Origin of the sequence: Corynebacterium epidermidicanis, from assembly GCF_001021025.1 — a bacterium.
Classification (GTDB): domain Bacteria; phylum Actinomycetota; class Actinomycetes; order Mycobacteriales; family Mycobacteriaceae; genus Corynebacterium; species Corynebacterium epidermidicanis.
Genome location: NZ_CP011541.1, coordinates 624,566 through 650,748 on the forward strand (window position 1 = coordinate 624,566; position 26,183 = coordinate 650,748).

28 protein-coding genes are annotated in these 26,183 nt (G+C 58.3%); 19 read left to right on the forward strand and 9 right to left on the reverse strand.

Annotated elements, in window-relative coordinates:
- Window positions 1–11 precede the first annotated feature (11 nt).
- Window positions 12–2,144: a carbamoyltransferase HypF gene (gene hypF / locus CEPID_RS02965; protein ID WP_047239697.1), complete on the reverse strand. Its 2,133-nt coding sequence runs from the start codon at window positions 2,142–2,144 to the stop codon at window positions 12–14.
- Between the two features lie 32 nt (window positions 2,145–2,176).
- Between hypF and CEPID_RS02970 the strand changes: the two genes are divergently transcribed.
- From CEPID_RS02970 to CEPID_RS02995, 6 genes are all read left to right on the forward strand, one after another.
- Entirely contained in the window at window positions 2,177–2,509 is a 333-nt protein-coding gene (locus CEPID_RS02970; protein WP_047239698.1) for a hydrogenase maturation nickel metallochaperone HypA, read from the forward strand.
- A 3-nt stretch (window positions 2,510–2,512) separates the two neighbouring features.
- Complete coding sequence (gene hypB, locus CEPID_RS02975; RefSeq protein WP_047239699.1) at window positions 2,513–3,319, forward strand: hydrogenase nickel incorporation protein HypB; 807 nt, start codon at window positions 2,513–2,515, stop codon at window positions 3,317–3,319.
- 276 nt (window positions 3,320–3,595) lie between these two features.
- Window positions 3,596–4,759 (forward strand): hydrogenase small subunit, encoded by a 1,164-nt coding sequence (locus CEPID_RS02980; RefSeq protein ID WP_047239700.1) that lies wholly within the window; start codon window positions 3,596–3,598, stop codon window positions 4,757–4,759.
- Window positions 4,759–6,510, forward strand: coding sequence for a nickel-dependent hydrogenase large subunit (locus CEPID_RS02985; RefSeq protein ID WP_047239701.1), 1,752 nt, complete (start codon window positions 4,759–4,761; stop codon window positions 6,508–6,510). Before CEPID_RS02980 ends, CEPID_RS02985 begins: the two co-directional genes overlap by 1 nt.
- A complete protein-coding gene (gene cybH, locus CEPID_RS02990; protein ID WP_047239702.1) occupies window positions 6,507–7,685 on the forward strand; it encodes a Ni/Fe-hydrogenase, b-type cytochrome subunit in 1,179 nt (392 codons plus the stop codon). Before CEPID_RS02985 ends, cybH begins: the two co-directional genes overlap by 4 nt.
- 32 nt (window positions 7,686–7,717) lie before the next feature.
- Entirely contained in the window at window positions 7,718–8,152 is a 435-nt protein-coding gene (locus CEPID_RS02995) for a hydrogenase maturation protease (RefSeq protein WP_047239703.1), read from the forward strand.
- On the opposite strand, the gene CEPID_RS03000 is transcribed toward CEPID_RS02995, so the two are convergent.
- Window positions 8,125–8,469 (reverse strand): hydrogenase maturation nickel metallochaperone HypA/HybF, encoded by a 345-nt coding sequence (locus tag CEPID_RS03000; RefSeq protein WP_047239704.1) that lies wholly within the window; start codon window positions 8,467–8,469, stop codon window positions 8,125–8,127. The two genes, CEPID_RS02995 and CEPID_RS03000, sit on opposite strands and share 28 nt — an antisense overlap.
- Between CEPID_RS03000 and CEPID_RS03005 the strand changes: the two genes are divergently transcribed.
- Window positions 8,464–9,609 carry a nickel-dependent hydrogenase large subunit gene (locus tag CEPID_RS03005; protein WP_236684281.1) on the forward strand — a complete coding sequence of 382 codons (1,146 nt, stop codon included), beginning with the start codon at window positions 8,464–8,466 and terminating at the stop codon, window positions 9,607–9,609. The two genes, CEPID_RS03000 and CEPID_RS03005, sit on opposite strands and share 6 nt — an antisense overlap.
- 2 nt (window positions 9,610–9,611) lie before the next feature.
- Window positions 9,612–9,863, forward strand: coding sequence for a HypC/HybG/HupF family hydrogenase formation chaperone (locus CEPID_RS03010; RefSeq protein WP_047239705.1), 252 nt, complete (start codon window positions 9,612–9,614; stop codon window positions 9,861–9,863).
- Here the strand turns inward: CEPID_RS03010 and CEPID_RS03015 are convergent.
- The 6 genes from CEPID_RS03015 to CEPID_RS03040 all read right to left on the reverse strand — a co-directional run bounded on the left by CEPID_RS03015 (window position 9,829) and on the right by CEPID_RS03040 (window position 15,889).
- Window positions 9,829–10,008, reverse strand: coding sequence for a hypothetical protein (locus CEPID_RS03015; protein WP_047239706.1), 180 nt, complete (start codon window positions 10,006–10,008; stop codon window positions 9,829–9,831). The two genes, CEPID_RS03010 and CEPID_RS03015, sit on opposite strands and share 35 nt — an antisense overlap.
- 13 nt (window positions 10,009–10,021) lie before the next feature.
- Window positions 10,022–10,843 carry a carbohydrate ABC transporter permease gene (locus CEPID_RS03020; protein WP_047239707.1) on the reverse strand — a complete coding sequence of 274 codons (822 nt, stop codon included), beginning with the start codon at window positions 10,841–10,843 and terminating at the stop codon, window positions 10,022–10,024.
- Window positions 10,840–11,769 (reverse strand): carbohydrate ABC transporter permease, encoded by a 930-nt coding sequence (locus CEPID_RS03025; RefSeq protein ID WP_083984354.1) that lies wholly within the window; start codon window positions 11,767–11,769, stop codon window positions 10,840–10,842. Before CEPID_RS03025 ends, CEPID_RS03020 begins: the two co-directional genes overlap by 4 nt.
- A 107-nt stretch (window positions 11,770–11,876) precedes the next feature.
- A complete protein-coding gene (locus tag CEPID_RS03030; RefSeq protein ID WP_047239708.1) occupies window positions 11,877–13,136 on the reverse strand; it encodes an ABC transporter substrate-binding protein in 1,260 nt (419 codons plus the stop codon).
- Between the two features lie 517 nt (window positions 13,137–13,653).
- Window positions 13,654–14,298 carry a TIGR03089 family protein gene (locus CEPID_RS03035; RefSeq protein ID WP_047239709.1) on the reverse strand — a complete coding sequence of 215 codons (645 nt, stop codon included), beginning with the start codon at window positions 14,296–14,298 and terminating at the stop codon, window positions 13,654–13,656.
- 13 nt (window positions 14,299–14,311) lie between these two features.
- Entirely contained in the window at window positions 14,312–15,889 is a 1,578-nt protein-coding gene (locus CEPID_RS03040) for an LCP family protein (RefSeq protein ID WP_047239710.1), read from the reverse strand.
- Between the two features lie 190 nt (window positions 15,890–16,079).
- Between CEPID_RS03040 and CEPID_RS03045 the strand changes: the two genes are divergently transcribed.
- The 3 genes from CEPID_RS03045 to CEPID_RS03055 all read left to right on the forward strand — a co-directional run bounded on the left by CEPID_RS03045 (window position 16,080) and on the right by CEPID_RS03055 (window position 18,687).
- Entirely contained in the window at window positions 16,080–16,964 is an 885-nt protein-coding gene (locus CEPID_RS03045; RefSeq protein WP_158408016.1) for a glycosyltransferase family 2 protein, read from the forward strand.
- 63 nt (window positions 16,965–17,027) lie between these two features.
- Entirely contained in the window at window positions 17,028–18,119 is a 1,092-nt protein-coding gene (gene manB / locus CEPID_RS03050; RefSeq protein ID WP_047239712.1) for a mannose-1-phosphate guanylyltransferase, read from the forward strand.
- A gap of 253 nt (window positions 18,120–18,372) precedes the next feature.
- Window positions 18,373–18,687: a WhiB family transcriptional regulator gene (locus CEPID_RS03055; protein WP_047239713.1), complete on the forward strand. Its 315-nt coding sequence runs from the start codon at window positions 18,373–18,375 to the stop codon at window positions 18,685–18,687.
- A gap of 9 nt (window positions 18,688–18,696) precedes the next feature.
- Here the strand turns inward: CEPID_RS03055 and CEPID_RS03060 are convergent, their stop codons facing one another.
- Entirely contained in the window at window positions 18,697–19,152 is a 456-nt protein-coding gene (locus tag CEPID_RS03060; protein ID WP_047239714.1) for a metallopeptidase family protein, read from the reverse strand.
- Window positions 19,153–19,250: 98 nt separating this feature from the next.
- Between CEPID_RS03060 and CEPID_RS03065 the strand changes: the two genes are divergently transcribed.
- The 8 genes from CEPID_RS03065 to mtrA all read left to right on the forward strand — a co-directional run bounded on the left by CEPID_RS03065 (window position 19,251) and on the right by mtrA (window position 26,180).
- Window positions 19,251–19,682, forward strand: a complete 432-nt coding sequence (locus CEPID_RS03065; protein ID WP_047239715.1) for a DUF3499 domain-containing protein — start codon at window positions 19,251–19,253, stop codon at window positions 19,680–19,682.
- Window positions 19,683–19,739: 57 nt separating this feature from the next.
- Window positions 19,740–21,131 carry a phosphomannomutase/phosphoglucomutase gene (locus CEPID_RS03070; protein WP_047239716.1) on the forward strand — a complete coding sequence of 464 codons (1,392 nt, stop codon included), beginning with the start codon at window positions 19,740–19,742 and terminating at the stop codon, window positions 21,129–21,131.
- Window positions 21,132–21,139: 8 nt separating this feature from the next.
- Window positions 21,140–22,075: a hypothetical protein gene (locus CEPID_RS03075; RefSeq protein ID WP_052843334.1), complete on the forward strand. Its 936-nt coding sequence runs from the start codon at window positions 21,140–21,142 to the stop codon at window positions 22,073–22,075.
- Window positions 22,076–22,090: 15 nt separating this feature from the next.
- Window positions 22,091–23,287 (forward strand): mannose-6-phosphate isomerase, class I, encoded by a 1,197-nt coding sequence (manA, locus tag CEPID_RS03080; protein WP_047239717.1) that lies wholly within the window; start codon window positions 22,091–22,093, stop codon window positions 23,285–23,287.
- A gap of 532 nt (window positions 23,288–23,819) precedes the next feature.
- Complete coding sequence (locus CEPID_RS03090; protein WP_047239719.1) at window positions 23,820–24,155, forward strand: hypothetical protein; 336 nt, start codon at window positions 23,820–23,822, stop codon at window positions 24,153–24,155.
- Between the two features lie 244 nt (window positions 24,156–24,399).
- Entirely contained in the window at window positions 24,400–24,753 is a 354-nt protein-coding gene (locus CEPID_RS03095) for a DUF4259 domain-containing protein (protein ID WP_047239720.1), read from the forward strand.
- Between the two features lie 3 nt (window positions 24,754–24,756).
- Entirely contained in the window at window positions 24,757–25,386 is a 630-nt protein-coding gene (locus CEPID_RS03100) for a dTMP kinase (RefSeq protein ID WP_047239721.1), read from the forward strand.
- A gap of 110 nt (window positions 25,387–25,496) precedes the next feature.
- Window positions 25,497–26,180 carry an MtrAB system response regulator MtrA gene (mtrA, locus tag CEPID_RS03105; RefSeq protein ID WP_047239722.1) on the forward strand — a complete coding sequence of 228 codons (684 nt, stop codon included), beginning with the start codon at window positions 25,497–25,499 and terminating at the stop codon, window positions 26,178–26,180.
- Window positions 26,181–26,183 lie beyond the last annotated feature (3 nt).

Genomic DNA, 26,183 nt, shown 5'->3' on the forward strand with positions numbered 1-26,183 from the left:
ATGTCGAATTTTTATGCCTCGAAAAGCCTTCCCGCCAGCGCCTGACCTAATGACAATCCACCGTCATTGGCAGGCGCTGTGTGATGTTCTAAGACCTCGAGTCCGGCTAGCTCAGCGCGTAAGAATTGCATGAGCAGGCGATTTAATGCACATCCTCCTGTGACTCCAACTAACGGAACTTCAGTTGCGCGTAGAGATCGAGCTAATAGCACTGCGCAGCCGTGGTGGAACCGCATCGCCCGATCGGGAACGGGCACAGCGTCATCGAGGATTTCCAGCAGTAGTGATCGCCAATCAGTGGCAGTAGACCGCAAGCTGCCCGTTGCCACTCGCTCCAATTCCATGGCCGCCTGGGCTTCGTAGGTTTGCTCGACACAGACGCCAAGCATCGCGGAAACGGCATCAAACAAGCGCCCCAATGAGGAAGTCTGTACCAGGCCAATTTCGCGCGAGAGCTGCAGCTTGACCTGGGCCGATTCGGCATGGTCGTAGTCGAACGGCAGATCCCAGGCGTGAGCCAGCCCGAGAGCGAGTCGCCAAGGCTGACGCACGGCGCGGTCGCCGCCCACGATCGGAAATACGGGTAGGTGCCACGCACGGTCAAAGGTCCGCAAATCTCCAGATAGCACCAGCACCTCGCCGCCCCAGACGGTTCCGTCGGTGCCATAGCCCGTGCCGTCGATGGTGAGGCACGCGAAGGGGCCTTCGAATCGGCCATGCGAGGCCAAGAGTGATAGCGCATGCGCGTAGTGGTGCTGAACTGGGAAAACTGGGTAGCCGGAGCGCTCTGCCCAGGCAGTGGTGGCGTAGTTCGGGTGCAGGTCGCACACCACGAGGTCAGGGGTGCAGCGCTGCATCGTCAGCATCTGGGATACCGAGCGGTCGAAGGCTTTTTGGCTCGCAAGCGATCCCATGTCGCCGATGTGGGCCGAAACGTGCGCGACATCGTCGTGAGCGAGGCAAAACGTGTTTTTCAGCTCGCCGCCCACCGCCAGGACCGTACCCGAGCCCGGCATAGGGAAGGGGAGCGGGGCGTAGCCGCGGGAACGGCGCACCGGCATGGATTCGAGGAAGACCGAGTCTTCCACTGGGACGTGGATGTCGCGGTCGTGCAGCAGGAAGTAGTCAGCGAATTTGCTGAGTCGAGAAAGCGCTTCCTCATTCGTGTAGCACAGCGGCTCGCCGGAAAGGTTTCCCGAGGTCGCAACCAGTGGCCGGTCCACCAGCAAGGTGTGCAGCGGGGTGTAGGGGAGCATGATGCCCACATCCGACAATCCCGGGGCGACCGACGGCGCCAAATCATAAGTAGCTGACATCGGCGCGATCACGATCGGGTGCGCCGGCGATTTGAGTAGCTCAACCTGTTGTGGGGTGAACGAAGCCAACGACAAATCAGGGGTCATCACAGCGAATGGCTTTCCGGGGCGCGCCTTGCGACGTCGCAGCTCAGCCACCGCTTCCTCGTTCCAGGCATCGCACAGCAGATGGAATCCGCCAAGGCCTTTGACTGCCAGAATATGCCCCGCGGACAGTAAGGACTGTGCCTCAAGAATCGGATCCTCGCAGTCCACGCCCTCAATCCACAAGGTTGGCCCGCAGTTTGGGCAGGAAATCGGCTGCGCGTGATACCTGCGATCAGCGGGGTTGGTGTACTCAGCCTCGCACTCCGGGCACATCGGAAACTTCTTCATCGTGGTCAGTGGCCGGTCATACGGCAGATCCGCAATGATAGTCAGCCGCGGACCGCAGTTGGTGCAGGTGGTGAAGGGGTAGCGATACCTTCGGTTGTCAGGCGAGGCCATGTCCGCCAGGCAATCCGGGCAGGTCGCAACGTCAGGTGGGATGAGAGTGCGCTCGCCAGCAACGCGTCTGGAGGCGACGATGGTGAAGCGAGTCTCCGAAATAATCGGCAGGTCGGTCGTCGTCACGGAAAGAACGTGAGCCAGGGGAGGTAATCCCTCAAGCACGGCGGTGCGGAAGCGTTCGACGTCGACAAGCTTGCCCTGGGCTTCGATGAACACTTCGCGGTCGTCGTTGCCGCAAAGACCCGTGATGGGGAAGCGGGCGGCGACCTGGGCGACATGTGGTCGGAAACCGACGCCCTGGACCACGCCGCGGAGACGGAATTCGCGACGAACTAACATAAATTCCAGCCTAGACTGCTACGTTCAAAGATATGCATGAAGTTGCACTGGCCACGCAGCTCGCGCGGGCCGTAACCCGGGCAGCCGGCGACGCAACCGTCCACACAGTTCGGCTGAGAATCGGAGCCTTGCGCCAAGTTGTCCCCGAAACCCTGGTGTATGCCTGGGGGTTTGTGAGCAAAGGATCCCCGCTCGAAGGGGCCGAGCTCGACATAGACTGGGTGCCATTGCGGGTCACCTGCCCAAACGGACACGAAACAACGCTCAGCGACATCGATTTCAGCTGTCCGTCCTGTGGCCAGCCAGCGGAAATCAGCGCCGGCAACGAGTTCACCATCATCGATATCGACATCACAAGGAGCTAAACCATGGGTCGCTTCCACCGCCACGACGACGGAACCGTACACAGCCACGACCACGACCATGACGGCCACGAACACGTCCACCTCGACCACATTGACCCCGCCACCAGCGAGCACGGTGACCATTCCGGCTACGAAACCGGCCGCGAACGCATCGTCGTGCTTGAGGACATCTTCGCCGAAAATGACCACCTAGCAGCCCACAACCGCGAGGCCTTCGACGCGCATGGTGTGCAATGCGTCAATCTGATGAGCGCGCCGGGCTCCGGTAAGACCTCCATCCTGCAAAAGACCCTGGACGCGCTGCAAGGAGAGACGCGGGTGGGCATCGTGGAAGGCGATATCGAAACGGCTATCGACGCCGATCGGCTCGAGGGCTACGGCGCGCAAATCTCCCTGCTCAACACCGGTAACGGCTTCGGTGGCGAGTGCCACCTCGACGCCCCCATGGTCGCCCGAGCCCTCAAAGGCCTGGATCTGTCCACGCTGGACCTCGTGCTGATCGAAAACGTGGGAAACCTGGTGTGTCCAGCGGAATTTGAAGTGGGCGAGCACGCCAAAGCCATGGTGTACTCCGTCACTGAAGGCGAAGACAAACCACTCAAATACCCGGTGATGTTCCGCTCGGTCGCTGCGGTTGTGGTGAACAAGATCGACCTTTTGCCCTACCTGGACTTTGACATGGAGCTGTTCAAGGCCAACTTGGCTAAAGTTAACCCAGACGCGGTGATTTTCGAAGTTTCCGCGAAAACCGGCGAGGGGATCGAGCAGTGGATTGACTGGCTCCGTTCCCACGCGAAGCCACAGAGTTAGCGGGGGCGAGCCGGGCAGTGAATCCGGGATTGGTGGTGCCAATCGTGCTAGCCGCCAGATCAACCCACCCAGGGAGGCGCCACCCCCGGGCCTGCCCTTCATTTTACGGGCTTAAAAGTGTGACAAGTCTTTCATTTCATCGCATTTCGGGGGTAGACCAGCACGTTTTCACCTCCACAAAAATGATGCCGGTTGGTAGCGTGAGTCATAGTGATGCTTTTGACCTAGCGCTGCATTGGGTGGCGTGGGTCACTCAATATAGAATGGGGCTCGCCAATGAACATCGGATCATTGTGGCAGGGTGATACCCTGGCGGAGAATCTCGAACAACAAGGAATCGCCCGCCGTGATTTCATGAAACTTTGTGGCGGACTCGCCGCTATCTTCGCGGTCGGTGCACCAACCGCCAACCCGCCAGAAGTTCTGGCAGCTGAGATTGCCCGGAAATTGGGCGGAGTGAAGAAGCCTAATGTGGCTTGGCTACAGCTACAAGAATGCACCGGCTGCATGGAATCCGTGCTCCGCTCCGGCGGGACCACTGTCGAAGATGCCGTGCTGGACTTGTTGTCGATCAACTACAACGAACTCGTCATGGCGGCCTCTGGGCATGCGGCCGAGAAGGCCCTCGATGACCTCAATAAGGAACCCCACATCCTCGTGGTCAACGGCTCAGTGCCCATGAAAGAAGACGGTATCTATTGCACCATCGGTGGGAAATCCGCCGAGGTCATCCTGCGGGAAGCCGCCGAGAATGCTGTCGCCGTCTTGGCCGTAGGAGCCTGCGCCGTCTATGGATCCGTCCAAGCCGCAAAGCCGAACCCCACGGGCGCGGTGGGTGTTGACGAAATCATCACGGATAAGCCCGTCATCAACGTCTCCGGATGTCCACCGATCGGCGAGGTCATCACCGCAACCCTTGCGTACGTGCTCACCCACGGCAAAACCCCGGAAGTCGACGCCGAAGGTCGCCCGCTATTCGCCTACGACCAGCGCATTCACGATTCCTGCCCGCGTCGCGCGCATTTCGACGCTGGGCAGTTCGTTCGGCGTTTCGACGACGACGGCGCCCGAAACGGCTGGTGCCTGTATGAGGTGGGTTGCAAGGGGCCTTCCACCTTCAGTCCCTGCCCGATCGTGCAGTGGAACCTCAAGTCCGGCTGGCCAATCGGTGCTGGTCACCCATGCATCGGGTGCACCGAAAAGGACTTCTTCGACAAATTCACCCCGTTTTATTCCGAACTACCCGATGTCAAGGGATTCGGTATCGAAGAACCAGTGGCAAAGGTGGGGCTCGGTCTCATCGGCGCAGCGGCCGTCGGCACCGCAATTCACGGTGGTTTGACTTTGTTTAAGACCATTCCCGTCCGGGACTCCCAAAGCAATGACGAAGTATTGGCTGCGTTCGGCGATGAGCCTGTCGCAGGAAAGAAGGACAACTAATGGCTACCGAACGTGTTGTCATCGACCCACTCACCCGCATCGAAGGGCATCTGCGGATTGAACTCGAGCGCGAGGGCGACAAGATTACCAAGGCGTGGAGTGAAACGACCCAATTCCGCGGCATCGAAACCATCGTGAAGGGGCGCGATCCGCGCGATGTCTGGGCATTCGTCGGCAGAATCTGTGGTGTATGCACCGGTGTGCACTCGGTGGCCTCGGTTACGGCCGTCGAAAATGCCATTGGCGCCCATGTGCCCAAGCAGGGCCAGCTCATTAGGCAGTTGGTTCTGGCATCGCATGGAATTCATGACCACGTGGTGCATTTTTACCATCTGCACGCTTTGGACTGGGTCAATGTGGTGTCAGCTGCTGAAGCAGATCCGGCGAAGGCTGTCGAGTTTGCGAAGTCGATCGGTTCGACGTGGAAGCTGAACTCGGAGGCGCAGTTCGCCAAGGTTAAGAAGACCTTGCAGGACGTCCTCGCTTCCGGGCAACTGTCTATCTTCACTGGTGGCTACTGGGATCACCCTGACTACCGACTCCCGCCAGAAGCGAATTTGATGGCAGTTTCGCACTACCTCGATGCGCTGGCGTTCCAGCGCTCCATCATCCGCATCTCCACCGTTTTCGGTGGCAAGAACCCGCACCCGAACTTCCTGGTGGGCGGTATGGCATGTTCCATCGACCCGAACAAGTCCGAAACCGTCAACCAAGTGGTGCTGGATCAGGTGGGGGATTGGACGCGCGAAATCCACGAGTTCGTCAACGAATGCTACTACCCGGACGTGCGTGCGTTGATGAGCGTCTACAAAGACTATTTCGATATCGGCGCTTCCTCGCCCAACATGATGGCGGTGGGCATGCAGGGCACCACCTACGGAGGCTCCCTCAAAGGCCGCCCGGTATCCACGCCGAATGCGGACGTCAAGCCCGGCGTGCTTCTCGACGGCGACTTCCGAACCGTACATCCGATCGACGAAAACAAGATCAAAGAGTTCATCTCCTCCGCCTGGTATCAGTATGAAGACGGCGACGCCGCTGGTCTGCACCCGGCCGAGGGGGAAACGGAAGTCAACTACACCGGCCCGAAGCCACCATATAAGTGGCTTGCTGACCAGGATAAATACACCTGGTCCAAGGCGCCTCGCTATGACGGCCGACCCATGCAGATGGGCCCACACGCCCGAGTGCTCTTAGCGTACGCGCAGGGCGAACCAACAACGGTGCGGATCCTGGATGAAGCAATGCTCAAAATCGGCTTCCCTCTGGAGAAGATGAACTCCACCGCTGGGCGGACCCTCGGGCGCGCCATCGAAGCCGTCACCAACGCGGAAGCGATGCTCAACCGGGTGCTTCCCGAATTCATCGAAGGCATCGTCGCAGGCGACTATGACGTGTTCGACGGCACCAAGTGGGAACCCAGCTCGTGGCCGAAGGACGAAGTTTCTGGCTATGCCTTCGTCGAGGTGGCGCGTGGCTGCCTGTCTCACTGGGTGTCTATCAAGGACGAAAAAGTCAGTCGCTACCAGGCGGTTGTGCCTACCACGTGGCTGGCCGGTGGCCGGGACCCGCAAGGAAACCTGGGGCCCTATGAGCATTCGCTGTCCGGGGATGGCAAGCATCCACTGGTAGACCCGGAGCAGCCACTCGAGCCATTGCGTACCATCCACTCCTTTGACCCATGCATGTCCTGCGCGGTGCATGTGCTTGACCCGGACGGGAAACCACTGTTTCAGGTGATGACACAATGACGTCGACAATCGCCCCGGCCGACATTAGGGTCGCACAGGTCTATTCAGTGGGGAAATACACCCCGGATGAAGTACTGGCGTTTGCTGGCGCAGTGCCGAAGATGGCAACAGACCCCGTCGATAAGGCCCTGCGGAAGCATTCCGCCTACGAGGTGGATCAGTTCAACCCGGCGACTCCAGAGCGGAAGTACTCGCTCGCCGAGCTGCCACAAGGCCACGTCAAACAATTGGTGATGCGTGGCGATGCCAACGCCGTGCTAGCTGACGCGGGCCTGCCGAAGGCCGACAAGCGGAAGTTTACGGACGCGTACGAAGCAGCCCGCATCCTTGGCCATCGCATTATGGCTGTTGCCGTGGCGGACGTGGACCACATTGGGCAGAAGTCGGGATACTTTATGGCCGGTTTCGTGGCGCTCGGTATCGATCGTCCCGGGGCGCACCATGGTCCCGGAGCTCCCGGAAATGAGTGGGTGCGTGTAGAGCTGTGGACGCGCTCGCTACGCTTCCAGCACTGGGCAAACGTCGCCCTCATCATCTTGATGAGCCTGACGGGCTACTACATCATGGACCCATTCTTCGGTGGACAACCAGGCGTGCCCGGCGACACCGGATACCTCATGGGTTACATCCGGTTTGCGCACTTCCTGGCCGGTTTCGCGTGGATCGCGATGGGCGTGTGGCGGCTCAGCCTCTGGCTATTTTCTAGCCAGCGACAGCTGCGCTGGCGGGCACTATGGCCGTTGGATTCGCAACGCGACATACGTGGCCTGTGGGACACCGTCTTGTACTACCTGTTCCTCAAGAAGGATCACGCACCATATCTCGCGCACAACCCATTGCAGCAGTTCGCGTACACAGCGATCTATGCCCTGTGCATCATCCAGCTGCTCACGGGCCTGGCGCTGTTCGGACTGTATGACCAAAGCTCCTGGATCTGGGTCGTGCTGAGCTACCCGGTGCACTGGATTGGCGTGCCATATACCCGATTGATCCACGCGGCACTGATGTTCATCTTGTGGGCGTTTGTAGTGATCCACGTCTATCTGGCCGTGCGTGCCGACACTCAGGAAACCCACGGTGGCGTCTCCGCCATGATCAACGGCGGGGTCTGGGTCAAACGCGACTCACAGCCTCTCGACGCACACCGCATCGGCACCCGGGGACTGCGACTGTGAAAGTTACCGTCCTAGGCGTAGGTAACCCAATCATGGGCGACGATGCCGTCGGCTTGGAACTACTAGCCCGGGTACACAAAGAGTTCGGGGCCGCCGAAGGCATTAAATTTGTCGACGGTGGCACCGCCGGACTCGAAAACCTCACCGTGGTTCAGGACGCCGAAGGCCTGTTGCTTCTCGACGCCCTAGCGGGTCCCGGAGCACCCGGTTCCGTGGTGACACTCGAAGGAGACCAAATCCCGAGGCTGTTGCAATCGAAACTATCGCCCCACCAAGTGGGGTTGTTGGATTTGCTTTCCGCGGCACGCTTACTCGGCACGGAACCTGCCCGAGTCGGGGTTGTGGGCGTTGTGGTCGCAGACACGCAGCTTCACGTTGGTATGACAGAGGTAGTCACTAATGCGCTGCCCGCGGCCACCGCTGCAGCTGTTACGCTTATTCAGTCTTGGGTGTCCACGTCCACATAAGCAATCTCAAATTCTTTACCATGGCGCAAGTCCGCGGTCGGGGTGTCGCAGACCGGGCAGGTCAAGGCGAAGAACTCATCGATGGGCTGCTCCTGTTCGCAAGACGGGCACCACACCGCTGCGGGGACTTCGGTGATCACGAGGTTGGCCTCCTGGCAGGCAGTCTCTGCCCGAGCGATCGGCCAGGAAGCCTCCAAAGCTTCCGCAACCACGCCAGACCGGGCGCCTACCCGCAACCCCACCTCTTTGATCTTTCTGCCGGCGGCCGCTGCTACTACGGTGGAAACTACAGAGGTCAACATCCCTAACTCATGCACAAACTCGATTATGGACCCGGAGCACCAACGATGGCGAAAATCACCCTCAACCTAGACCAATTGGTGGAACCTTTCGAAGCCAGGGTGGTGGTGCGCAAGAACGCTTCCGGGGAGATCATCGACGCCCACTTTGACCTTTCAGGGCTGCCCAGGCTCGATCCAGTTCTCGTGGGCAAACCGGTGGCTGAGGTGCCGGACATCGTCAAACGGCTCTGTGGCCTTTGCCCGGTGGCCCATCACCTGGCGGGCATACGAGCGCTTGACTCCTACTATGGCATCGCCGAGATTCCCGAAACAGCCCAATTAGTGCGGGCCCTGCTGTTACATGGCGCGATCATCGAGCAAGTCGCTTGGAAGTTTGTGGATATCGATAGGGATACCGCCATCGCTACGCGTCGATACGGCAAGGCTGTATTAGCGATGGCCGGCTGCCCAGGGCACTTCCCCGATGTCGCCATCCCCGGCGGGGTTCGCAATGCGGCTGAGATGGCAGAGCTCGACGATGTCGCTAAGCGGGTGGCAGCATTGCCGGTACAGACCCACACCGAGGACGACTTCGCCGGGCTAGACGTGGCCGTCTGCACTAGAGACGGAAACCTCAACCCATTGGGGGACTTCATTCGTGCCGGGGAAAAGATCGTCCCTGCACAGGAGTTTTATGACCACGTTATCGAGACCCGCCCCGGTGATCCCGCACCGCGCCCGACTTTCGACGGCCAAAAGTTCCGGGTCGGCCCCGTGGCACAGGCCCGCCTGTTGGGTGAATCGACCTCGCCGTTGGCCGCGCAAAAGGCGCTTTTGCAGCGCAGCCTCACAGCAGTAGCGGAGATCCTCACCCAACAGGCTGTTCATGGGGGACTATTGCATGCTGAGAAGCAATCGCCACGCACCGGTGGGGTAGGCGTGGTGGACGGGCCACGAGGCTTGCTCATCCACCGCTACGACAGCGATGGGGAAGGCAACCTGGTCAGCTGCAACATCCTCACGCCCACTGCCCAAAATGAGTGGTGGCTTTCAGACATGCTGGCGAGTTCCCTAGCCGCAGAGCGGATTGAAGCTGCCATCCGTGCCGCCGACCCCTGCTTGCCGATTAGTTCAGCACCAGCAGGAGCAGTCAATGTGAAAGTGGAGGAAGCCTAAAAATGTGCATTGGAATTCCCGCGCGGATCACCGACATCGTGCCCGGATTTTTGCCCATCGCCACCGTTGATGTGGCGGGACAGATCCGTCAGTGCAGCCTCGCCTACGTTCCCGACGCCACACTGGGGGACTATGTGCTGATCCAGAACGGGTACGCGATGGATGTGCTCAGCGAAGCAGACGCTCGGCAATCACTCGAAGTCATTGCCGAGCACAACATTATTTCCGAGGGGCTTTCCAGGCCAGGACAGTAGCCACTACCAGCACCAGCGCCAACACGGCCGGCCAGATTTCAGGCTCAGGCCGCATCACGTTGATTGCTGCTTGAATCACCGATAACGCTGCGAAGAATCCCAAGAACCCCACCAGCGAATCATTGCGCAGCTGCTTGCGGGACATCTTTAGCCTTCGCTTAAGCCTTCACGCCGCCGGCGGTCAGGCCGGCAACAATACGACGCTGGAAAATCAGCACCATGATGACCAAAGGCACCGTCACGAGCGCGCCAGCGGCCATCACCGAGGCATACGGATACTCGAAGGAGTTTGGCCCGGAAAACCGAGCGATAGCCACGGTCACAGGTTCGGTGGCGTTGGTGGAGAGCTGCTGCGCCAGCATGAATTCGTTCCAGGTAGCGATAAACGCCAAGATCGCGGTGGTAAACAGCGCCGGGGCGGCCAGCGGTAGAAGTACGAGGCGGAAGGCTTGGCCGCGGGTGGCGCCGTCGATAAGCGCAGCTTCCTCGAGCTCCCACGGTAGCTGCCGGAAGAACGACACCAGGGTGTAGATGGTTAGCGGGAGTGCGAAGGAGATATTTGGGATGATCAACGCTCGGTAGGTGCCGATCCACTCGAGGTCACCAAAGAGCTGGAACAGTGGCGTGACCAGCGCAATACCAGGGAACATCGATGCGGCGAGGATGATGCCGGTGACGATCCCTTTGCCGGGGAATTCGAGGCGCGCGAGCGCATAGGCTGTAAACACGCCCACGGTCACTGCCAGGATGGTAGTCACCGCGCCTACGAGTAGAGAATTGCCAATAGCCCCCAGGAAATCATTGCCTTTGTCGGTAGCAAGCGCCTCTCGGAAATTTTCGAGGGTTACATGTGTTGGCCACGGCGTGGTGTCAAAGGTATGCGACTTATCGCGAAAGGCGGTGACGAGCATCCAATAAAACGGGGCCAGACCCCAAATCAAAATGAGCACTACGCCCAGGTAGTTACGGAAAGCCTTCACTTTTTTCCCCTTCCAGAAATGTCAGCGCCGAGGAAGCGAATCATCACAAAAGCGACGAAGAAAATCAGCAAGAATACCAAGGTGGATAGCGCGGAGGCCGAATTGAAGTGCCCTTGGCGCATGTCTTCGACCACCAGTTGAGAAATGGTGGCGGTGGGAGAGTTGGAAGAGGAGCTGATCAAGATCACCGGCAGGTCGTACATACGCAAGGCATCAAGGGTGCGGAACAGTATCGCAACCATCAGTGCTGGTTTGACCAGCGGAAGGGTGATTTTGGTGAAGATCTGCCACTTCGACGCGCCGTCGACGCGCGCGGCTTCGTAGACATCCTGGGGGATCATCTGCAGGCCCGCGAGGATGAGCAGTGCCATGAATGGGGTGGTCTTCCAGACGTCGGCGATGATCACGGCAGTGCGGGCAGCCCATGGGTCGGTGGTCCATCCGATGTTCGTGCCCAAAAGCGAGTTAATGATGCCATGGTCGGCGAAAATGAACTGCCAGAGCTTCGCTGTGACAGCTGTGGGAATCGCCCACGGCACGAGGACTGCGGCACGCAGTAGGCCACGTCCTTTGAAGTCGCGGTTCATCACCGTGGCCATCCACATGCCAAGAACCGTTTCAACCGCCACGGTGACCAAGGCGAAGAAGATGGTAATCCGCAGTGAGGGCCAAAAATCGGTGGCGATGACCCCGGGCGGGCAGGTCATGTCCCCACATTGCTGAGTCAACCAGTACAGGTAGTGCTGCACTCCGGCGAAGCCACCCTCAACGAACACGCCGGTGGCGGGATCTAAGTGTTTATCCGATTGAAACGACAACCAGATAGCCCGAACGATCGGGTAGCCGATGACCACCGCTAATACCGCAAGCGAAGGTGCAATAAGCACCAGCGCGCTTGTCGACGTCTTCCTCTTCCTCGCACTCAAGGTGGTGAGGTCCTTCCCACTTTTTAGCCAGCTTGTGACTTAGAGTATTGCAGAATAGCGAAAGAAGGGAAGCACAAAGGCTTCCCTTCCTGAGACAAATTCGCGATTTACTTGGCGGCGTTTTGGATAGCAGCCTTCATGTCGCGCGTGGCGTCGTCAACGCTCTTGCCCGCAGTCAGAGCTGCGTAGGAGTTGTCCTGAACCGCCTTAGAGATGGCTGGGTAGAACGGCGAAACTGGGCGTGGGGATGCAGCCTCAAGTGACTTCTTCAAAGCTGGCAGGTAAGGGTATTTCTCCACCAATTGCTGGTCATCGTAGATGGATGCCAGCACTGGTGGGAAGGAGTTATCAGCGAAAGACTTTTGGTTCTCCTCGCTAATGATGAATTCGATGAAGTCGCGGGCCGTGGCCTTGTGCTTGGAGTTGATGTTGATGCCGTTGTTGTAGCCACCCAGGGTGGACACGCCGACACCGTCCTTACCGACGAGTGGCTGCACCTCGAACTTGCCCTTCAGCGCACCCTTTTCAGCATTGGAATACATGTATGGCCAGTTGATTGCATAGGCCGTCTTGCCTTCAGTGAAGGCCAGGTTGGTTTCTTCCTCAGTTGCGGAGATGGAGGACTTGGCAATCGTGCCGTCCTTGTAGGCATCTACCAGCGCCTGCAGACCGGCCTTAGATTGCTCGGAATCAACCTTTGGCGTCTTCCCGTCGGTGTCAACAACCTTGCCACCCCAGCCTTCCATGAAGCCAACAGTGTTCACCGTCAAGCCCTCGTACTGCTTGAGCTGCAGGGTGAGGCAGTCTTGGCCGGAGAGCTGGGCGCATGAGGCTTTGATGTCATCGAATTTTTGTGGGGCCTGTGTTGCGAGCTCGGTATTACGGTACAGCAGCTGGCCATTGGTGTTTTGTGGCACCGCGTAGAGCTTGCCGTTGTACGTTGCAGATTCGACGGTGGATTTGAGCAGCTTGGAGGTGTCAACCTTGAGGTCGCCTTCCAGTGGAGCTAGCCACTGGTGAGCTGCGAAGTCGGCGGTCCAGATGACATCGAGAGCCATCACATCGTAGTCGGACTTCTTGGCCTGGAGCGACTGAACAAGGGTGTCGCGCTGCGCGTCAGCCTCGCCGGCGAGTTCTTTTAGCTCGACCTTTTCGTTGGGATGCGCGGCGTTCCACTTCTCGATGATCGGCTTAACTTTGTCCGTATCATTCTTGCCCATGGCAAAAGTGATGTTGCCACGAGCGGAGTTGCTGGCCGAGTCAGTCTTGCTTTCGGATTTTCCAGAATCGGATGAGCAGCCAGTGAGGGCAGCAGCGATCAGGCCGGTGGCTGCCAGGACGCCTACTGAGCGACGTGCAAAATTCATGAGTAAGTTACCTTCCGTTTCAGGGGACTACACCTGAACTTAGCGACGCAGAACGCATTCATGGGCGGTTTGTGATGTTTCGCCGTATTTCGGGGGTAGATGCGGGGGCGCTCTCAGTGTACGGACCGGAGCGTGGCGTTGGTGGGTGCTGTTGGTTATGGGCTATTTGAGGGGGGCATCGGGATGCTCCGGTGGCTGGAGGTATGGGGCATTGGGGTGCTCCGGTGGCTGGAGGTGTGGGGCATTGGGGTGCTCTGGTAGCTGCAAGCAGATTAGGCTGCACACCTGCTATGTCGTCCCCTCGCGGTAGTCGGACTACGCAGATGTCCCATTTTTCGACGTTTTTGGCCGTTTTAGATAGTCTGACGACCACGAGGGGACGATGTAGCGCTTTTGAAGCCTCCTGGCTAGCCACGCCAGCTAGCCACGCCAGCCGGCCGGCCCCTTCGTTAGCCACGCCAGCCGGCCACGCCAGCCGGCCGGCCCCTTCGCTAGCCACGCCAGCCGGCCACGCCAGCTAGAGGATAACGTCGACTTTTTCAACGTCCGCGATGTGACTCAGCCGGTTGACGTCGCTCATTCCCACGACGACGACTGCGGAGCCACCGGCAGCGAGCGGGCTGAGTACGGAGGAAACGAGTTTGGGCCAGGTCGAGATGGACGTCGACAGTACTCGGGCTGCGGTTTCTGCCGGGGGGATAACCTCGGGGAGGGCAGGAGAGTCGCCGATGTATTGGTCGCCATAGAAGCGGACCGTTGGTCCGAAATCTACGGATCCAGCGGGAAGTTCAAGGCCGAGCTCGGCTACTCCGCGTCCGAAGGGATCGTCCGTGACCACTACAGTATCTGCCGGGGCGTCCTCGGCAATTGCGTCTACGCCGCAAAATAGGATGTCAACTGCGGTGGAATCCACATGGATGTTCATTCGGGCGGCGAGTGCTCCCAAGATGATGGCTACTGACTGCCAGGACGTCGGCAAGCTTACGCCGATGTCGGCACCGGCCTGCAGGTCAAACTCCTGCTCAAGCATGTTGGCGACTTTCGCGGCCCAGTTGTCGAGGGTTGTAGCTGAAAAGTCCAACCGGGACCCAGTGCTTTCGTTGTAAAACGTCAACCGGGGTCGGGAGGGGTCTTCGTTAAGGAGATGGCGCAGCAGTTCCATGCGAACCAGGGTACTAGTTCACACAGCGCGGGCCGTCGCCACCGGCATCGAGCTTGGGGGAGACGTCGATTTGCTGGCCGAAGTCCCCGCCGGGCTGCCCCACTACCTTAGCTTCGGGAGCTTGGGTGGCTTGGGGCTCAGTGGAGCGTGGGCCGGCGTAGTCCTCCGCCACCACGACGACCAGCGAATCGCTATCCAAAGACTGTGAGGCGGTCACCGGCACGCCACCCAACTTCGTGGCGAGTTCAATAGCCTTAGGGTTGTTCGGGTCAGCGGCCACCACTTGGGACTGGGAATACAATCCCTGTGGCGCATTACCAACTTCCGCGACGCGGTAACCTGCGTCCTTGAGTGGTGCGGCCACGGAAGCGCCGAAACCGGTGGTGGGAGTCGCGTTGAGGATGTGCAGGCTGACACCAGCAACGTTGCTCGGCGAGGCCGACGTTCCGGCTGACACCGTTGGGCTAGCCGATGCCGTGGATTTCGACCCCAGCAAAGTGTCAAAGAATGCTCGAACTTGGACCGGGTCCACGGTGACAACCGATTCGCCGTAATCTCCTGTGCCATCGATCGAGGTCACCGGGATGGTGTCGAACTTGACGTTGCCACCAGCCAGGTTTTGCAATTGGGTAGCGAAACCCATGACGTCCCAATCCTGGTCGATCACCACGGATCGTCGCACTGCATTGGCCAAGCTGTTGAGCTTCGCAGGATTCGTGAGCGTACCGGTTGCCAGGACTCTATTGACTAGCGAAGCCATAAAGGCCTGCTGTCGCACGATGCGGTCCAGGTCTCCGCGTGGCAGCCCGTGACGTTGGCGCACGAAGGAAAGTGCATCGGGGCCCTCGAGCGTTTGTCGACCCTTCTTGAAGTTCGCCCCGGAGTATTCATCCTGGGTGTCTTCGTTGAGACAGACTTCCACGCCACCAACTGCATTGGTAAATAGCACAAATCCCAGCAAACCGATTTCGGCGTAGTGGTCAACGGTGATCCCCGTGAGTTTGGCGACCGCATCAAGCAGAGCCTTTCGCCCGGCCTCGGTAGCCTGCTGATCCAATTTCTGGGTGTTGGTCAGCCCACCCTGAGAAAGCTCAGTTCGACGGGCATCCTTGTACGCGCGGTAGACACCGTTGATCTTCATGTTACCCATGGTGTCGTCGTGGATGTAAGTGTCTCGCGGGATGGAAATGGCGGTAGCTGAGGAACCGTCATTGGGGATGCGGATCACCATAATGGTGTCGGTATTGTCGTTTTCTTCGTCACCGGCACGAAGCATTCCGATTTCTTCTGGAGAGAGGGGGTTGCCCTGTGCATCGGAACGCGAATCCGAACCCACTAGCAATATGTCGGTGGCGCCATCTTTGGCATCTTTGGTGCCTTTGCTTCCTCCGCCCAATGACAGCCCGCCGGCAGATGCGACATCGTTACCCAATCGTCCAACCGAGGCGTAGCCTGCGCCGGAAATAATCAGGACGAGCGCAGACAGCAGTGCGAGGACGACCCGGGCCGGCGTAGATCCAGCTTGAGTAACCGTAGTGTTCAAGAGCGGGGCTGCCTGCAGTTTGCGGGCTTGTCGACGCTTATCAGTCATGGGGAACAACAGCACTTTTCTTTATAACGACTTTAAGGGAATGCAGCTTTACTTCTATTGACTTTAGGTTAGTGGTGAGTCAGATCAGTAACTATGGCAGCGGGTCTTGTGATTTTCGGAGCAAAATACCTACACATTAACGGTGGGGCAGCAAAACATTGTCACTTTGAGTCGGTAGACTCTGGCAGTTGTGAATGCCCCCATCGCAGTTGTTACCGTGACCTATTCTCCGGGTAAGTATCTCACTGACTTTCTTGAGTCGGTGCAGGCTGCCACCGCGGATTCTGCCATCGTAATTATGGCCGATAATGGCTCAACCGATGGCGCCCCGGAGGCGGCGGCGGAGCGGTATCCATGGGCGGATTTTCTGCCTACCGGCGGCAATCTTGGCTATGGCACCGCGGTCAACGTGGCGGTTCGGGAGCTCATCGCGCGTCGAGAAGCGGGCGAAATCAACGATGAGTTCTTTGTGGTCTCCAACCCAGATGTCGTATTTGAGCCTGGGTCCATTGATGCGATGCTCGCTTGCGCACGTCGCTGGCCACGCGCGGGGGCGATTGGGCCTTTTATTCGGGAATCGGACGGTTCTCCTTACCCTTCGGCCCGGGCGGTTCCGACCTTGGCGAATGGTATCGGACATGCGATCTTTTCGGCCGTGTGGCCACAAAATCCGTGGTCCAAAGCCTATCGTCACAGTGCGGACATGGATGTGGAACGTCCCGCTGGTTGGCTGAGTGGATCGTGTATTCTGCTTCGCTGGGATGCATTCTTGCAAGTTGACGGGTTTGACGAGAACTACTTCATGTACATGGAAGACGTTGACTTAGGCGACCGGCTGGGTAAAGCAGGTTGGCTGAATGTGTTTTGTCCTTCGTCAGTAATCACCCATGCCCAAGGGCACGTCGCTGGGGAAGTCCCGGAGCTGATGCTGCCGGTACATCATCAAAGCGCCTATCGATTCCAAGCTGATCGGCATGCCGACTGGTGGCAGGCCCCGATTAGAGCACTGCTGTGGTTGGGGTTGAAGGCTCGTTCCGAATTAGTGGTCGCCTGCGCTCGTCGTCGACGTCGGTAAATGATTCAAGTTTTCGGGTGTCGTGAGCGGGGAAACATGTCGAACAACCGTAAATTTGGGACTATGACTGAAGAGAATTCCCTCGGGCAGCACACTGATGCTGTGATCCTCGTGGGCGGCAAGGGAACGCGCTTGCGGCCGTTGACGCTTGCTACTCCAAAGCCGATGTTGCCGACGGCCGGCGTGCCGTTCCTGCAACACCTCTTGGCCCGGATCAAGGCAGCTGGTATTACCCATGTGGTCATGGGAACGTCCTACAAGGCCGAAGTGTTCGAAGACTACTTTGGCAACGGTGCTGACCTCGGGCTGGAAATTGAGTATGTGGTGGAGGAAACCGCGCTGGGCACCGGTGGTGGGATCCGAAACGTGTACGACAGACTCCGCAATGACACTGTGATGGTGTTTAACGGAGACGTATTGGGTGGCACTGACCTTTCTCAGGTACTGCATACGCATCATTCCAAAGATGCGGACCTCACCATGCACCTGGTTCGGGTGGCTGACCCGCGCGCTTTCGGCTGTGTGCCAACCGACGCTGATGGTCGTGTTCTCGAATTTTTGGAAAAGACGGAAGATCCTCCTACGGATCAGATCAACGCCGGCATTTACGTGTTCAAGCGTGAGTTGATTGAGACGATTCCTGCCGGGCGCCCAGTTTCCGTGGAGAGGGAGACGTTCCCGCGCTTGCTTGAAGATGGTCTGCGCGTCTTTGGTCACGTGGATCAATCGTATTGGCGCGATATGGGCACCCCGAATGATTTCGTGCGCGGTTCCTCAGACCTCGTTCGTGGCATCGCTCCGTCTCCGGTGATTGCTGGACGAACGGGCGAGAGCCTTGTTGACGAGTCTGCCGGCGTTCATGATGGTGCCTTGCTGCTCGGTGGCACGGTGATCGGTCGAGGCTCGGAGATTGGCGCCGGGGCGCGTCTGGATGCAACCGTGGTCTTTGACGGGGTGCGGATTGAGCCCGGAGTGATTATTGAAAACTCGATCATTGGCGCCGGTGTGACCATCGGTGCGAACGCGCGAATTAGCGACTGTGTCATTGGCGACGGTGCGCGAATCGGTGCGCGTTGTGAGCTTAAAGGTGGCATGCGCGTGTGGCCGGGTGTCGAGATCCCGGACAATGGCGTTCGTTTCTCGCCGGACGCTTAATTCCTTGTCTTGCTGCACAGGTAGAGCCACTACATGTAGTACCCCTGCACGATACCCCCTCCCCGCGCCCGATGTTTCATATGTTACTGATGTGAAAACTGACGTGGGGAAAGGTGGGTTCGGCTGTAAAAACTTGGCGATCGGGTTGACGATATCTAGTGATGCGTGTGTAATCACAAATGTGTAAGTCAAGGCCCAACAGCCTATAAATTAGTTTTCTGTAACCACTACCGACGGTGAAGGAGGAGCGTCCATGGAATTTGTTGCGAACGACGCTACTTCCCGTGGCGTGAGCACAGGCCTAGATTTAGGCGCGGATCTTCCCTTTGACGCTCTCTTTGGCGCGGTTGAACAAGAATGGCAAGATCAAGCGCTTTGCGCACAGACAGACCCGGAAGCTTTCTTCCCGGAAAAAGGTGGTTCCACTCGGGAAGCCAAGCGGATCTGTCAGGCGTGTTCTGTGCGCGATGAGTGCCTGGAATTTGCTCTTGAGCACGATGAACGATTCGGAATCTGGGGTGGACTTTCTGAACGTGAGCGCCGACGCCTAAAGAAGCAGATCGGCTAGTTAGTTCATTTACCACTGGAAATCTGGGTCGATGTCCAGTGGATCAATATTGAGGTGGTTAGCCACCAGCGCAGTGAGCACCGTTTTGAGGATCTCAGTACGCTCGCTCACGCTGACGTATCGCTGTTCGATGGGTTTGCGGAAAATCACAATCCGTGGCCGCGTAGGGCGTCCGCGACGATCCACTCCAGCCGGGATTACTCTTCCCAGTGGAACTGGTCCGTCGGCGACAATCTCATCTGGAAGCACCGTGGTGTCGGCGCTCAATCGCATGCGGGGAACGGTGTCTACCGCAACGTCTAAGTTGTGGAGCTGTTGCTGAAACCTCGCGGCGAGAGGGGCGTAGGCGTCGAGAACCGCCGCGTCAAATTTCTGGCTGCGAGTGCGGTACCGGGGAGTGGCTTGGGGTACAAAAGGTCCACGCATGCCTCTGCCATGACGATCCCGGGTTACGCTAAGTTCCATAGTTTCTTACCTTAAGCTGCGGGAAGAGCATTGCTTGGCAAGGCACGCCGAGGCGAGATCGCTTCCAAAGTTTCAATGTAAGGTCTAGACTTGTCCGGGTGAGCAATTTTCGACGATGCAGCCGCCCGGGTTGTGGCAAACCCGCTGTCGCTACCTTGACGTATGCCTACGCCGAGTCCACCGCAGTCATCGGCCCGCTTGCTCCAAATAGCGAACCGCACAGCTGGGATCTTTGTCTCGAGCACGCAGAGAAAATTACCGCCCCTTTGGGCTGGGAGCTAGTCCGCGTTGGGTCTGACCTGGACGACGCCGACTGGGACGACGATGACCTGACTGCGCTTGCAGAAGCGGTCCGCGAGGCGGGCACCAAGACTTCCGGACTGATCATGGATCCGCCGCCGCCAGGGACCGCTCAACCTCATCACATCGATAATCGCAACCACCCCGTTAATCGGGTGCAACACAAAGCAGCCGAACGGGGACGTCGGCGTGCGCACTTGTACGTGGTCACAGATGAGTCTAAAGACTAACACCAGTACAATCGGACAGGTATTTTCTTCCACTCCCTAAGGAGAGCTAGCTAACCCATGCCCACAGCACAACCTCGTTCCCGTGAATCCGTCGAAGCGGTCATCAAAGCCTACGACGTGCGTGGCATCGTCGGAGACGGCATAGACGCCGATTTCATGTACGACATTGGTGCAGCATTTGGACGTCTGATGCGCGAGGACGGCAGCACCGTCGTGGCCGTTGGTCACGACATGCGTGATTCGTCTCCCGAGCTTTCCACGGCGTTTGCCAAGGGCGTGAACTCCCAGGGGGTCAACGTTACCTACCTTGGCCTGACCTCCACGGATGAGCTTTACTATGCCTCTGGAGTCCTGGAATGCCCAGGAGCGATGTTTACGGCCTCGCACAATCCCGCGGCCTACAACGGCATCAAGCTATGTCGCTCGGGTGCTCGCCCGGTCGGCCAGGATTCAGGCTTGGCTCGCATTATCGACGAGCTCGTGGCCGGAATCGAGCCTTTCGACGGACCGGCTGGCACGATCGAGCAGAAAGATGTGCTCGAAGGCTACGGCCAGTACCTGCGCGAATTAGTGGATTTGCGTGGAATTCGACCGCTGAAGGTGGCCGTCGATGCCGCGAACGGCATGGGTGGACATACCGTTCCTGCGGTCCTTGCTGGCTTGCCGCTGGAGATCTTCCCACTCTATTTCGAGCTCGATGGTAGCTTCCCTAATCACGAGGCTAACCCGTTGGATCCCAAGAACTTGGTGGATTTGCAGAAATTTGTCGTCGAAACCGGCGCCGATATCGGCCTGGCTTTCGATGGTGACGCAGACCGTTGTTTTGTGGTCGATGAGAAGGGCCAGCCGGTAAGCCCGTCGGCAATTTGCGCGATCGTCGCAGAGCGCTACCTGGCGCAGAAGCCGGGAGCCACCATCATTCATAACCTGATTACTTCGAAGTCTGTGCCCGAGATCATTGCGGAAAATGGTGGTCGTGCGGTGCGGACTCGAGTTGGACACTCGTTCATTAAGAAGACAATGGCCGATGAGGGAGCCGTGTTCGGCGGTGAGCATTCCGCGCATTACTACTTCACGGAGTTCTTTAATGCGGACTCGGGGATGCTGGCCGCGATGCATGTGCTGGCGGCCCTGGGCGGGCAAGAAAAGCCACTCAGCGAGATGATGGCGGAATACAATCGCTACGAAGCCTCCGGCGAGATCAACTCGACGCTTGCTTCCAAACAGGCCCAAGAAGACCGAACTGAAGCAGTGCTGGCGCACTTCGCTGACCGTATTGAATCGGTGGATCGGCTGGATGGAGTCACCGTTGAGCTTCGGGGTACTAAGGCGTGGTTTAATGTTCGGGCCTCTAATACCGAGCCTCTGCTGCGCCTTAATGTCGAGGCGCCGACCGCAGCAGAAGTAGACGATCTGACAGCAGAAATTCTCGCCGTAATCCGAGCTTAGGAGCAGCGATGTATGATCCAGCCGCAGTTCAGTTCTATGACATCGCACATTCTGGGGCGCATCTGCGCAGCATCGCTAACTTTCTGCGCTCTGCTGACTGTGCTGAGCTGGAACATTTTCAACTAAGAAGCTTCGTTGTTCTTGCCCCCGATGACGAAGCGCGCAGCGCGGCTGAGCTGGCGCTGGCTGAGCTCGGGGTTCTCGATTTCCCGATTGTGGTGGCGACACAGCTGCCGACCTACGTGGGTCCGCTCGACGTCGTCCTCGTCGTGTCGCAGCGGGGTACAGACTTAGAACTTGAGCACGCCTTGTCGTCGGCAAGCGGGCGGGGCGCGACGACTTTGCTCATCGCGCCTTCTGGCGCCCCGCTCATCGATGATGCCTCAGACCGGGTAACAATCATCCCTGGTCTGCCGAACTCGCCGGAGGTCGCAATCTCGCAGGTGTGTGCGGCGGTGCTTGGGGTGAGCTGGCTGGTCCAGCTGGGGGTGCGGTGCGCTAGTGAGCAGCTCGACGAGCTTGCCGACGCGGTCGATGACGAACTTACTCGAGTAGCTCCCGACCGTGATCCTTCAGTGAATCTGGCCCAGCAACTGCGGGAGTCACTCGACGGGCACCGAATCCTCCACACCGGACACGGTGCTTTAGCGCGGCTCTTGGCTACGTATTGGACCGCGCATGGTTTGTTGAGCGCGGCACTGTCTATCTCGGATTTGCCCCAGGCCCTACCGCGCCTGCAGCAGGCTGCGCCAGACGTTTTCTATGACCCGTTCGAGGACGGACCAGCAGAAGTGTTACCCTTGAGAGTCGTTGTTTGGGGAGCGCATGCCCAAGCCTCGTCTCAGGCTATTGTGCAGGAATGCACCCCACCGGCAGCTAGCCGCCACGAAGAAGTGTTTCGACTCTTGGTCCGAGGCCTGGCGGTCACTGCTTTGACTGATTGACCAGAAAGGTACGACATGGAGCTGCTTACGGGTAGCGTTCGTCATTACTCTTGGGGTTCAAGGGAACTGATTGCGACGCTTCGAGGTGAAGCAGTCCCGACACAACGCCCTGAAGCTGAGGTGTGGTTCGGGGCGCACCCTGCCGGTTCTGCTCTGATTGGGGAGCAGCCGTTGGTGGATATCATCGCAGCTGACCCTGAAAGCCAGCTCGGTGCGGATGTCCGCGCCCGTTTCGGTGATCGACTGCCATTCCTGCTGAAACTACTTGCCGCGGCGGAACCGCTCTCACTCCAAGCCCATCCCTCACTTGAGCAGGCCCGCGAAGGATTCGCCCGGGAAGATGCCGAAGGCATTGCTATCGGCGCTGATCAACGCAACTACAAGGACGACAACCACAAGCCCGAACTGATCGTCGCTTTGACTGAGTTCGAAGCGATGGCGGGCTTTCGGCCACTTGCCAAGACGTTGGAACTGCTGCACCTGCTGAACTGTGCTGAGCTGGAACGCTACTTGTCCATGCTCGGTGGCGAAGGCAGCCGAGAAGAAGATGACCTCCGGGCGCTTTTTACCACCTGGATCACCATCCCTACGATGGCTCGTGAGCAGCTCATTTCCGAAATTTTGGTAGCAATCAATGCTGCACTTTCTCGGAAATTGGAGCCCTGGCAAACGGAAGCCCTCGAAAATATCGTTCAGCTTCACGAGCGTTACCCCTTTGACGTTGGCGTTCTCGGCGCGCTGTTGTTGAACAAATTCACCCTGCAGCCTGGTGAGGCCATATTCTTGGATGCGGGGCAGTTGCATGCGTATGTGAATGGACTCGGTGTGGAAATCATGGCCAATTCTGACAATGTCCTTCGTGGCGGTTTGACCCCGAAGCATGTCGACGTACCAGAACTAGTGCGCATCCTGAAATTTAGTTCCCTGGAATCTCCCCAGGTCGAAGCAGATAAAGTCGCGGGTTGGTCACGGTATGCCACCCCGGTGGACGAGTTTCAGCTAAGGTCCGCGACGAACACTGAATCTTTCCTCGTCGACGCGCACGGCCCAGCAATCCTCTTGGTGGTTGCCGGGAAAGTGGAGGCCAAATGTGGCGACGCCACGGTTGTGCTGTCGCCTGGGGATGCAGCGTGGATTGCAGCCCAAGATCCGGAGGTCACGGCCACTCCGCTTGGCGGACAAGCCACCGTTTTCCTCGCTGAAGTGGGGTAAGAAAGCGCGTTAAGAAAGCGGAGTAGGTTCAGCGGGCACTCTCGCCGCGGTGGTTGGTGTGGTCGTAGCAACGCTGGTCGATGGTGTGGCAGGCATCGGCTCTTGGACAGTTGTTGGAACTTCTGCGCTGGTTTGCGGTTGCGCCAACGTAGGAGCCAGAACTGTTGGAGTTGGTGCTATCGGGCTTGGCTCAACTGAGGTAACCACTGTAGTTGGATCATTGTTGTCAGTGGTGCTGCCTGGGAGCGCTGAGGTCGTCTCCGTCGGCGGTTCCAAGCTTGGTGGCTGCGGTTGAGTCGACGGGCGCGATGTGTTCGGCTCGGTGAGCGCTTCTGGCGCGGTGGCGAACGGAGACGTAGTAGTCGTTGGCCGTGGTGAAGTGCTGGCAGGCACGCTAGTGGTCGGGGATTGTGATGGTACCGCTCCCGCTGTCGTCGACGTGCGCGGGGTGAACACACGGGTTGGAGTGGCACGCTGAGAAAGCCCCGAAGGCGGCAGGTATGCGTTGGGGGCGAGCAGGGGATCATTAGCTATGAGATCCAAGCTCTGGGATCCCGGCTCCGAAGGTTCTGAAGGCGTGGTAGTTGTGGACTGGTCGACTGCGCTGGTTGCATCAGCTTGTCTGATGCTTGAGCTCTGGTTCGATGTAGCGGTGCTCGCAGATGGTTCGATGTGCTCGGGTGCGGAGGCTTTCCACACTCCCCACCCGATTGCGCCCGCGGCGAGGCAGCCAGTAGCAACAAAGGCTACGAAACTGCGGGCGTTAGTGCTCACTGATGAGGCTCCTCAAGTGATTTATTCGACAAATAATTGTTACATCGTCTGCGGGTTCAATGAAGTTACTAGCACATTTGCGCTCATTGGGTAACAACTCTATAACGAACTCGACGATAGCACGGCCCCAACAATTAGAAAAGACATGTTTCAAAGGTTTTTGCAAATTTTTTGATTGCTTTCTGCTAAGCATTGCAATCAGTGCCGAGGTGGGATTGCACACTGTAATCTGATGTCCCTCGCAACGTCGTGGGAAAACACGCTAATATCGCGGGCGAAGGAATAGCGCGCTAAGAAATCTCTAGTGGGCGCACAACTCAAGTTGAGGCAGGAGAACAATGGGAGCCTGGGACGTCGCCATTTTTACCGACGAACTTAATTCCGATTTCTTGGACGATCTCACCGCGCTGGATGCGGAGGATATCGTCGAGGCAGTTGAAGACGCGGTTAACCTCGTCGCCAAGCAAGATCATGTGAGCGACGAAGAAAAGGCCAATGGCCTCTTGGCTGCGACGATCGCAGCGATTTGGGCGGGGGCTCCGTTTACGGCTGGGGAGATTGCGGAAAATTATCCTTTTGTTCGCGAACTCATCGGGGAGGGCTCCGCGGGGCTGCGGGAGACCGCTGCTACTGTGCTTGAGGATGCCGATACCGAAGAAGACCTTGAGGTTTACCTCGAAGCGTTGGCATAGTCGATGATCATCGCTATTGAAGGGATCGACGGAGCCGGAAAGAACACCTTGACCACCGCCGTCGTCGAGGTGCTGCGAAAATCTGGCCAAGAGGTGCAAACCCTTGCCTTTCCGCAGTATGAATCGTCGATTCCTGCGCAGCTAGCCTCCCGAGCGCTTTACGGTCAGATGGGGGATCTCACTGACAGTGCGTATGCCATGGCCACACTGTTCGCTTTAGATCGCCACGCTGCGTTGGAGAAATTGCAGCGCGCTGCCACGAGCTCCGAGGTGTTGCTCCTCGACCGCTATGTGGCATCCAATGCTGCGTACTCGGTAGCCCGTACCCAGGAACCGGACATGGCCGATTGGATCGCCGAGCTGGAATTTTCCTTGCTTGGCCTGCCACGGCCGGATTTGCAGGTCCTATTAGATACTCCCGTGGAGGTAGCTGCTGACCGGGCCCAGCGTCGAGAAGCGCTAGATAGTAGCCGCACCCGGGATGTCTACGAAAGTGACGCTGACTTGCAGGCGCGCACGGCTGAGGCTTATCGACGCCTGGCGCAATCCCACTGGCAGGGGCGATGGTTCTCCGTGGTGCCGGGACAACAACCCGACGCCGTAGCCGCTGATATCTTGCGTGTGCTGAGTTAAAAGAGTTATCAAGTCTGAAACGCAAGACACTCGTGCCTTTATACGGCATAGTGAAAATGTAGAACGAGTTTTAGTTAGCTTTCCACTTATTTAGGAATTGGTTGATCAGCATGACGAACGCGAAGATTTTGGTGGTTGATGACGACCCGGCTATCTCAGAGATGCTCACCATCGTCTTGCAAGCAGAGGGATTTGACACTGTTGCGGTGATGGACGGTGGCGAGGCGGTCGCTACGTTTGAACGCGAACAGCCTGATCTTGTACTGCTTGACTTGATGCTGCCGGGGATGAACGGCGTGGACATTTGCAAAGCTATCCGCCAGGAATCAATGGTGCCGATAGTGATGTTGACTGCCAAGACCGACACAGTGGATGTGGTCCTTGGCCTGGAATCTGGCGCAGATGATTACGTCAACAAGCCTTTTAAGCCTAAGGAGCTCGTCGCGCGGATCCGGGCCCGCCTGCGCCGTACCGACGACGAACCGAGCGAGTACTTGGAAGTGGGCGACCTTTCTATCGACGTCCCTGGTCATCTGGTGCGTCGCAATGGCGAAGAGATCCCATTGACGCCACTGGAGTTTGATCTGCTGTTGGAGATGGCGCGCAAGCCACGCCAGGTCTTTTCTCGTGAAGAGTTGCTAGAAAAGGTCTGGGGCTACCGGCATGCCTCGGATACTCGCCTGGTGAACGTGCACGTGCAGCGGCTGCGCGCCAAGATCGAGAAGGATCCCGAAAATCCGCAGATCGTGCTGACGGTCCGTGGTGTCGGCTACAAAACTGGCTTTGGAGAATAAGCC

Bases quoted from the DNA above. Each gene is read 5' to 3' on its own strand.
- CEPID_RS03005 (WP_236684281.1), top strand. From the start codon at position 8,464: ATGCACAAACTCGATTATGGACCCGGAGCACCAACGATGGCGAAAATC.
- CEPID_RS03040 (WP_047239710.1), bottom strand. From the start codon at position 15,889: ATGACTGATAAGCGTCGACAAGCCCGCAAACTGCAGGCAGCCCCGCTC.
- CEPID_RS02980 (WP_047239700.1), top strand. From the start codon at position 3,596: ATGAACATCGGATCATTGTGGCAGGGTGATACCCTGGCGGAGAATCTC.
- CEPID_RS03035 (WP_047239709.1), bottom strand. From the start codon at position 14,298: ATGGAACTGCTGCGCCATCTCCTTAACGAAGACCCCTCCCGACCCCGG.
- CEPID_RS03030 (WP_047239708.1), bottom strand. From the start codon at position 13,136: ATGAATTTTGCACGTCGCTCAGTAGGCGTCCTGGCAGCCACCGGCCTG.
- mtrA (WP_047239722.1), top strand. From the start codon at position 25,497: ATGACGAACGCGAAGATTTTGGTGGTTGATGACGACCCGGCTATCTCA.
- CEPID_RS03010 (WP_047239705.1), top strand. From the start codon at position 9,612: ATGTGCATTGGAATTCCCGCGCGGATCACCGACATCGTGCCCGGATTT.
- CEPID_RS03100 (WP_047239721.1), top strand. From the start codon at position 24,757: ATGATCATCGCTATTGAAGGGATCGACGGAGCCGGAAAGAACACCTTG.
- CEPID_RS03090 (WP_047239719.1), top strand. From the start codon at position 23,820: ATGAGATCCAAGCTCTGGGATCCCGGCTCCGAAGGTTCTGAAGGCGTG.
- CEPID_RS03075 (WP_052843334.1), top strand. From the start codon at position 21,140: ATGTATGATCCAGCCGCAGTTCAGTTCTATGACATCGCACATTCTGGG.
- CEPID_RS03055 (WP_047239713.1), top strand. From the start codon at position 18,373: ATGGAATTTGTTGCGAACGACGCTACTTCCCGTGGCGTGAGCACAGGC.
- CEPID_RS03015 (WP_047239706.1), bottom strand. From the start codon at position 10,008: ATGTCCCGCAAGCAGCTGCGCAATGATTCGCTGGTGGGGTTCTTGGGA.
- CEPID_RS02985 (WP_047239701.1), top strand. From the start codon at position 4,759: ATGGCTACCGAACGTGTTGTCATCGACCCACTCACCCGCATCGAAGGG.
- CEPID_RS03060 (WP_047239714.1), bottom strand. From the start codon at position 19,152: ATGGAACTTAGCGTAACCCGGGATCGTCATGGCAGAGGCATGCGTGGA.
- manB (WP_047239712.1), top strand. From the start codon at position 17,028: ATGACTGAAGAGAATTCCCTCGGGCAGCACACTGATGCTGTGATCCTC.
- hypF (WP_047239697.1), bottom strand. From the start codon at position 2,144: ATGTTAGTTCGTCGCGAATTCCGTCTCCGCGGCGTGGTCCAGGGCGTC.
- manA (WP_047239717.1), top strand. From the start codon at position 22,091: ATGGAGCTGCTTACGGGTAGCGTTCGTCATTACTCTTGGGGTTCAAGG.
- CEPID_RS02995 (WP_047239703.1), top strand. From the start codon at position 7,718: ATGGGCGACGATGCCGTCGGCTTGGAACTACTAGCCCGGGTACACAAA.
- CEPID_RS03070 (WP_047239716.1), top strand. From the start codon at position 19,740: ATGCCCACAGCACAACCTCGTTCCCGTGAATCCGTCGAAGCGGTCATC.
- cybH (WP_047239702.1), top strand. From the start codon at position 6,507: ATGACGTCGACAATCGCCCCGGCCGACATTAGGGTCGCACAGGTCTAT.
- CEPID_RS03095 (WP_047239720.1), top strand. From the start codon at position 24,400: ATGGGAGCCTGGGACGTCGCCATTTTTACCGACGAACTTAATTCCGAT.
- hypB (WP_047239699.1), top strand. From the start codon at position 2,513: ATGGGTCGCTTCCACCGCCACGACGACGGAACCGTACACAGCCACGAC.
- CEPID_RS02970 (WP_047239698.1), top strand. From the start codon at position 2,177: ATGCATGAAGTTGCACTGGCCACGCAGCTCGCGCGGGCCGTAACCCGG.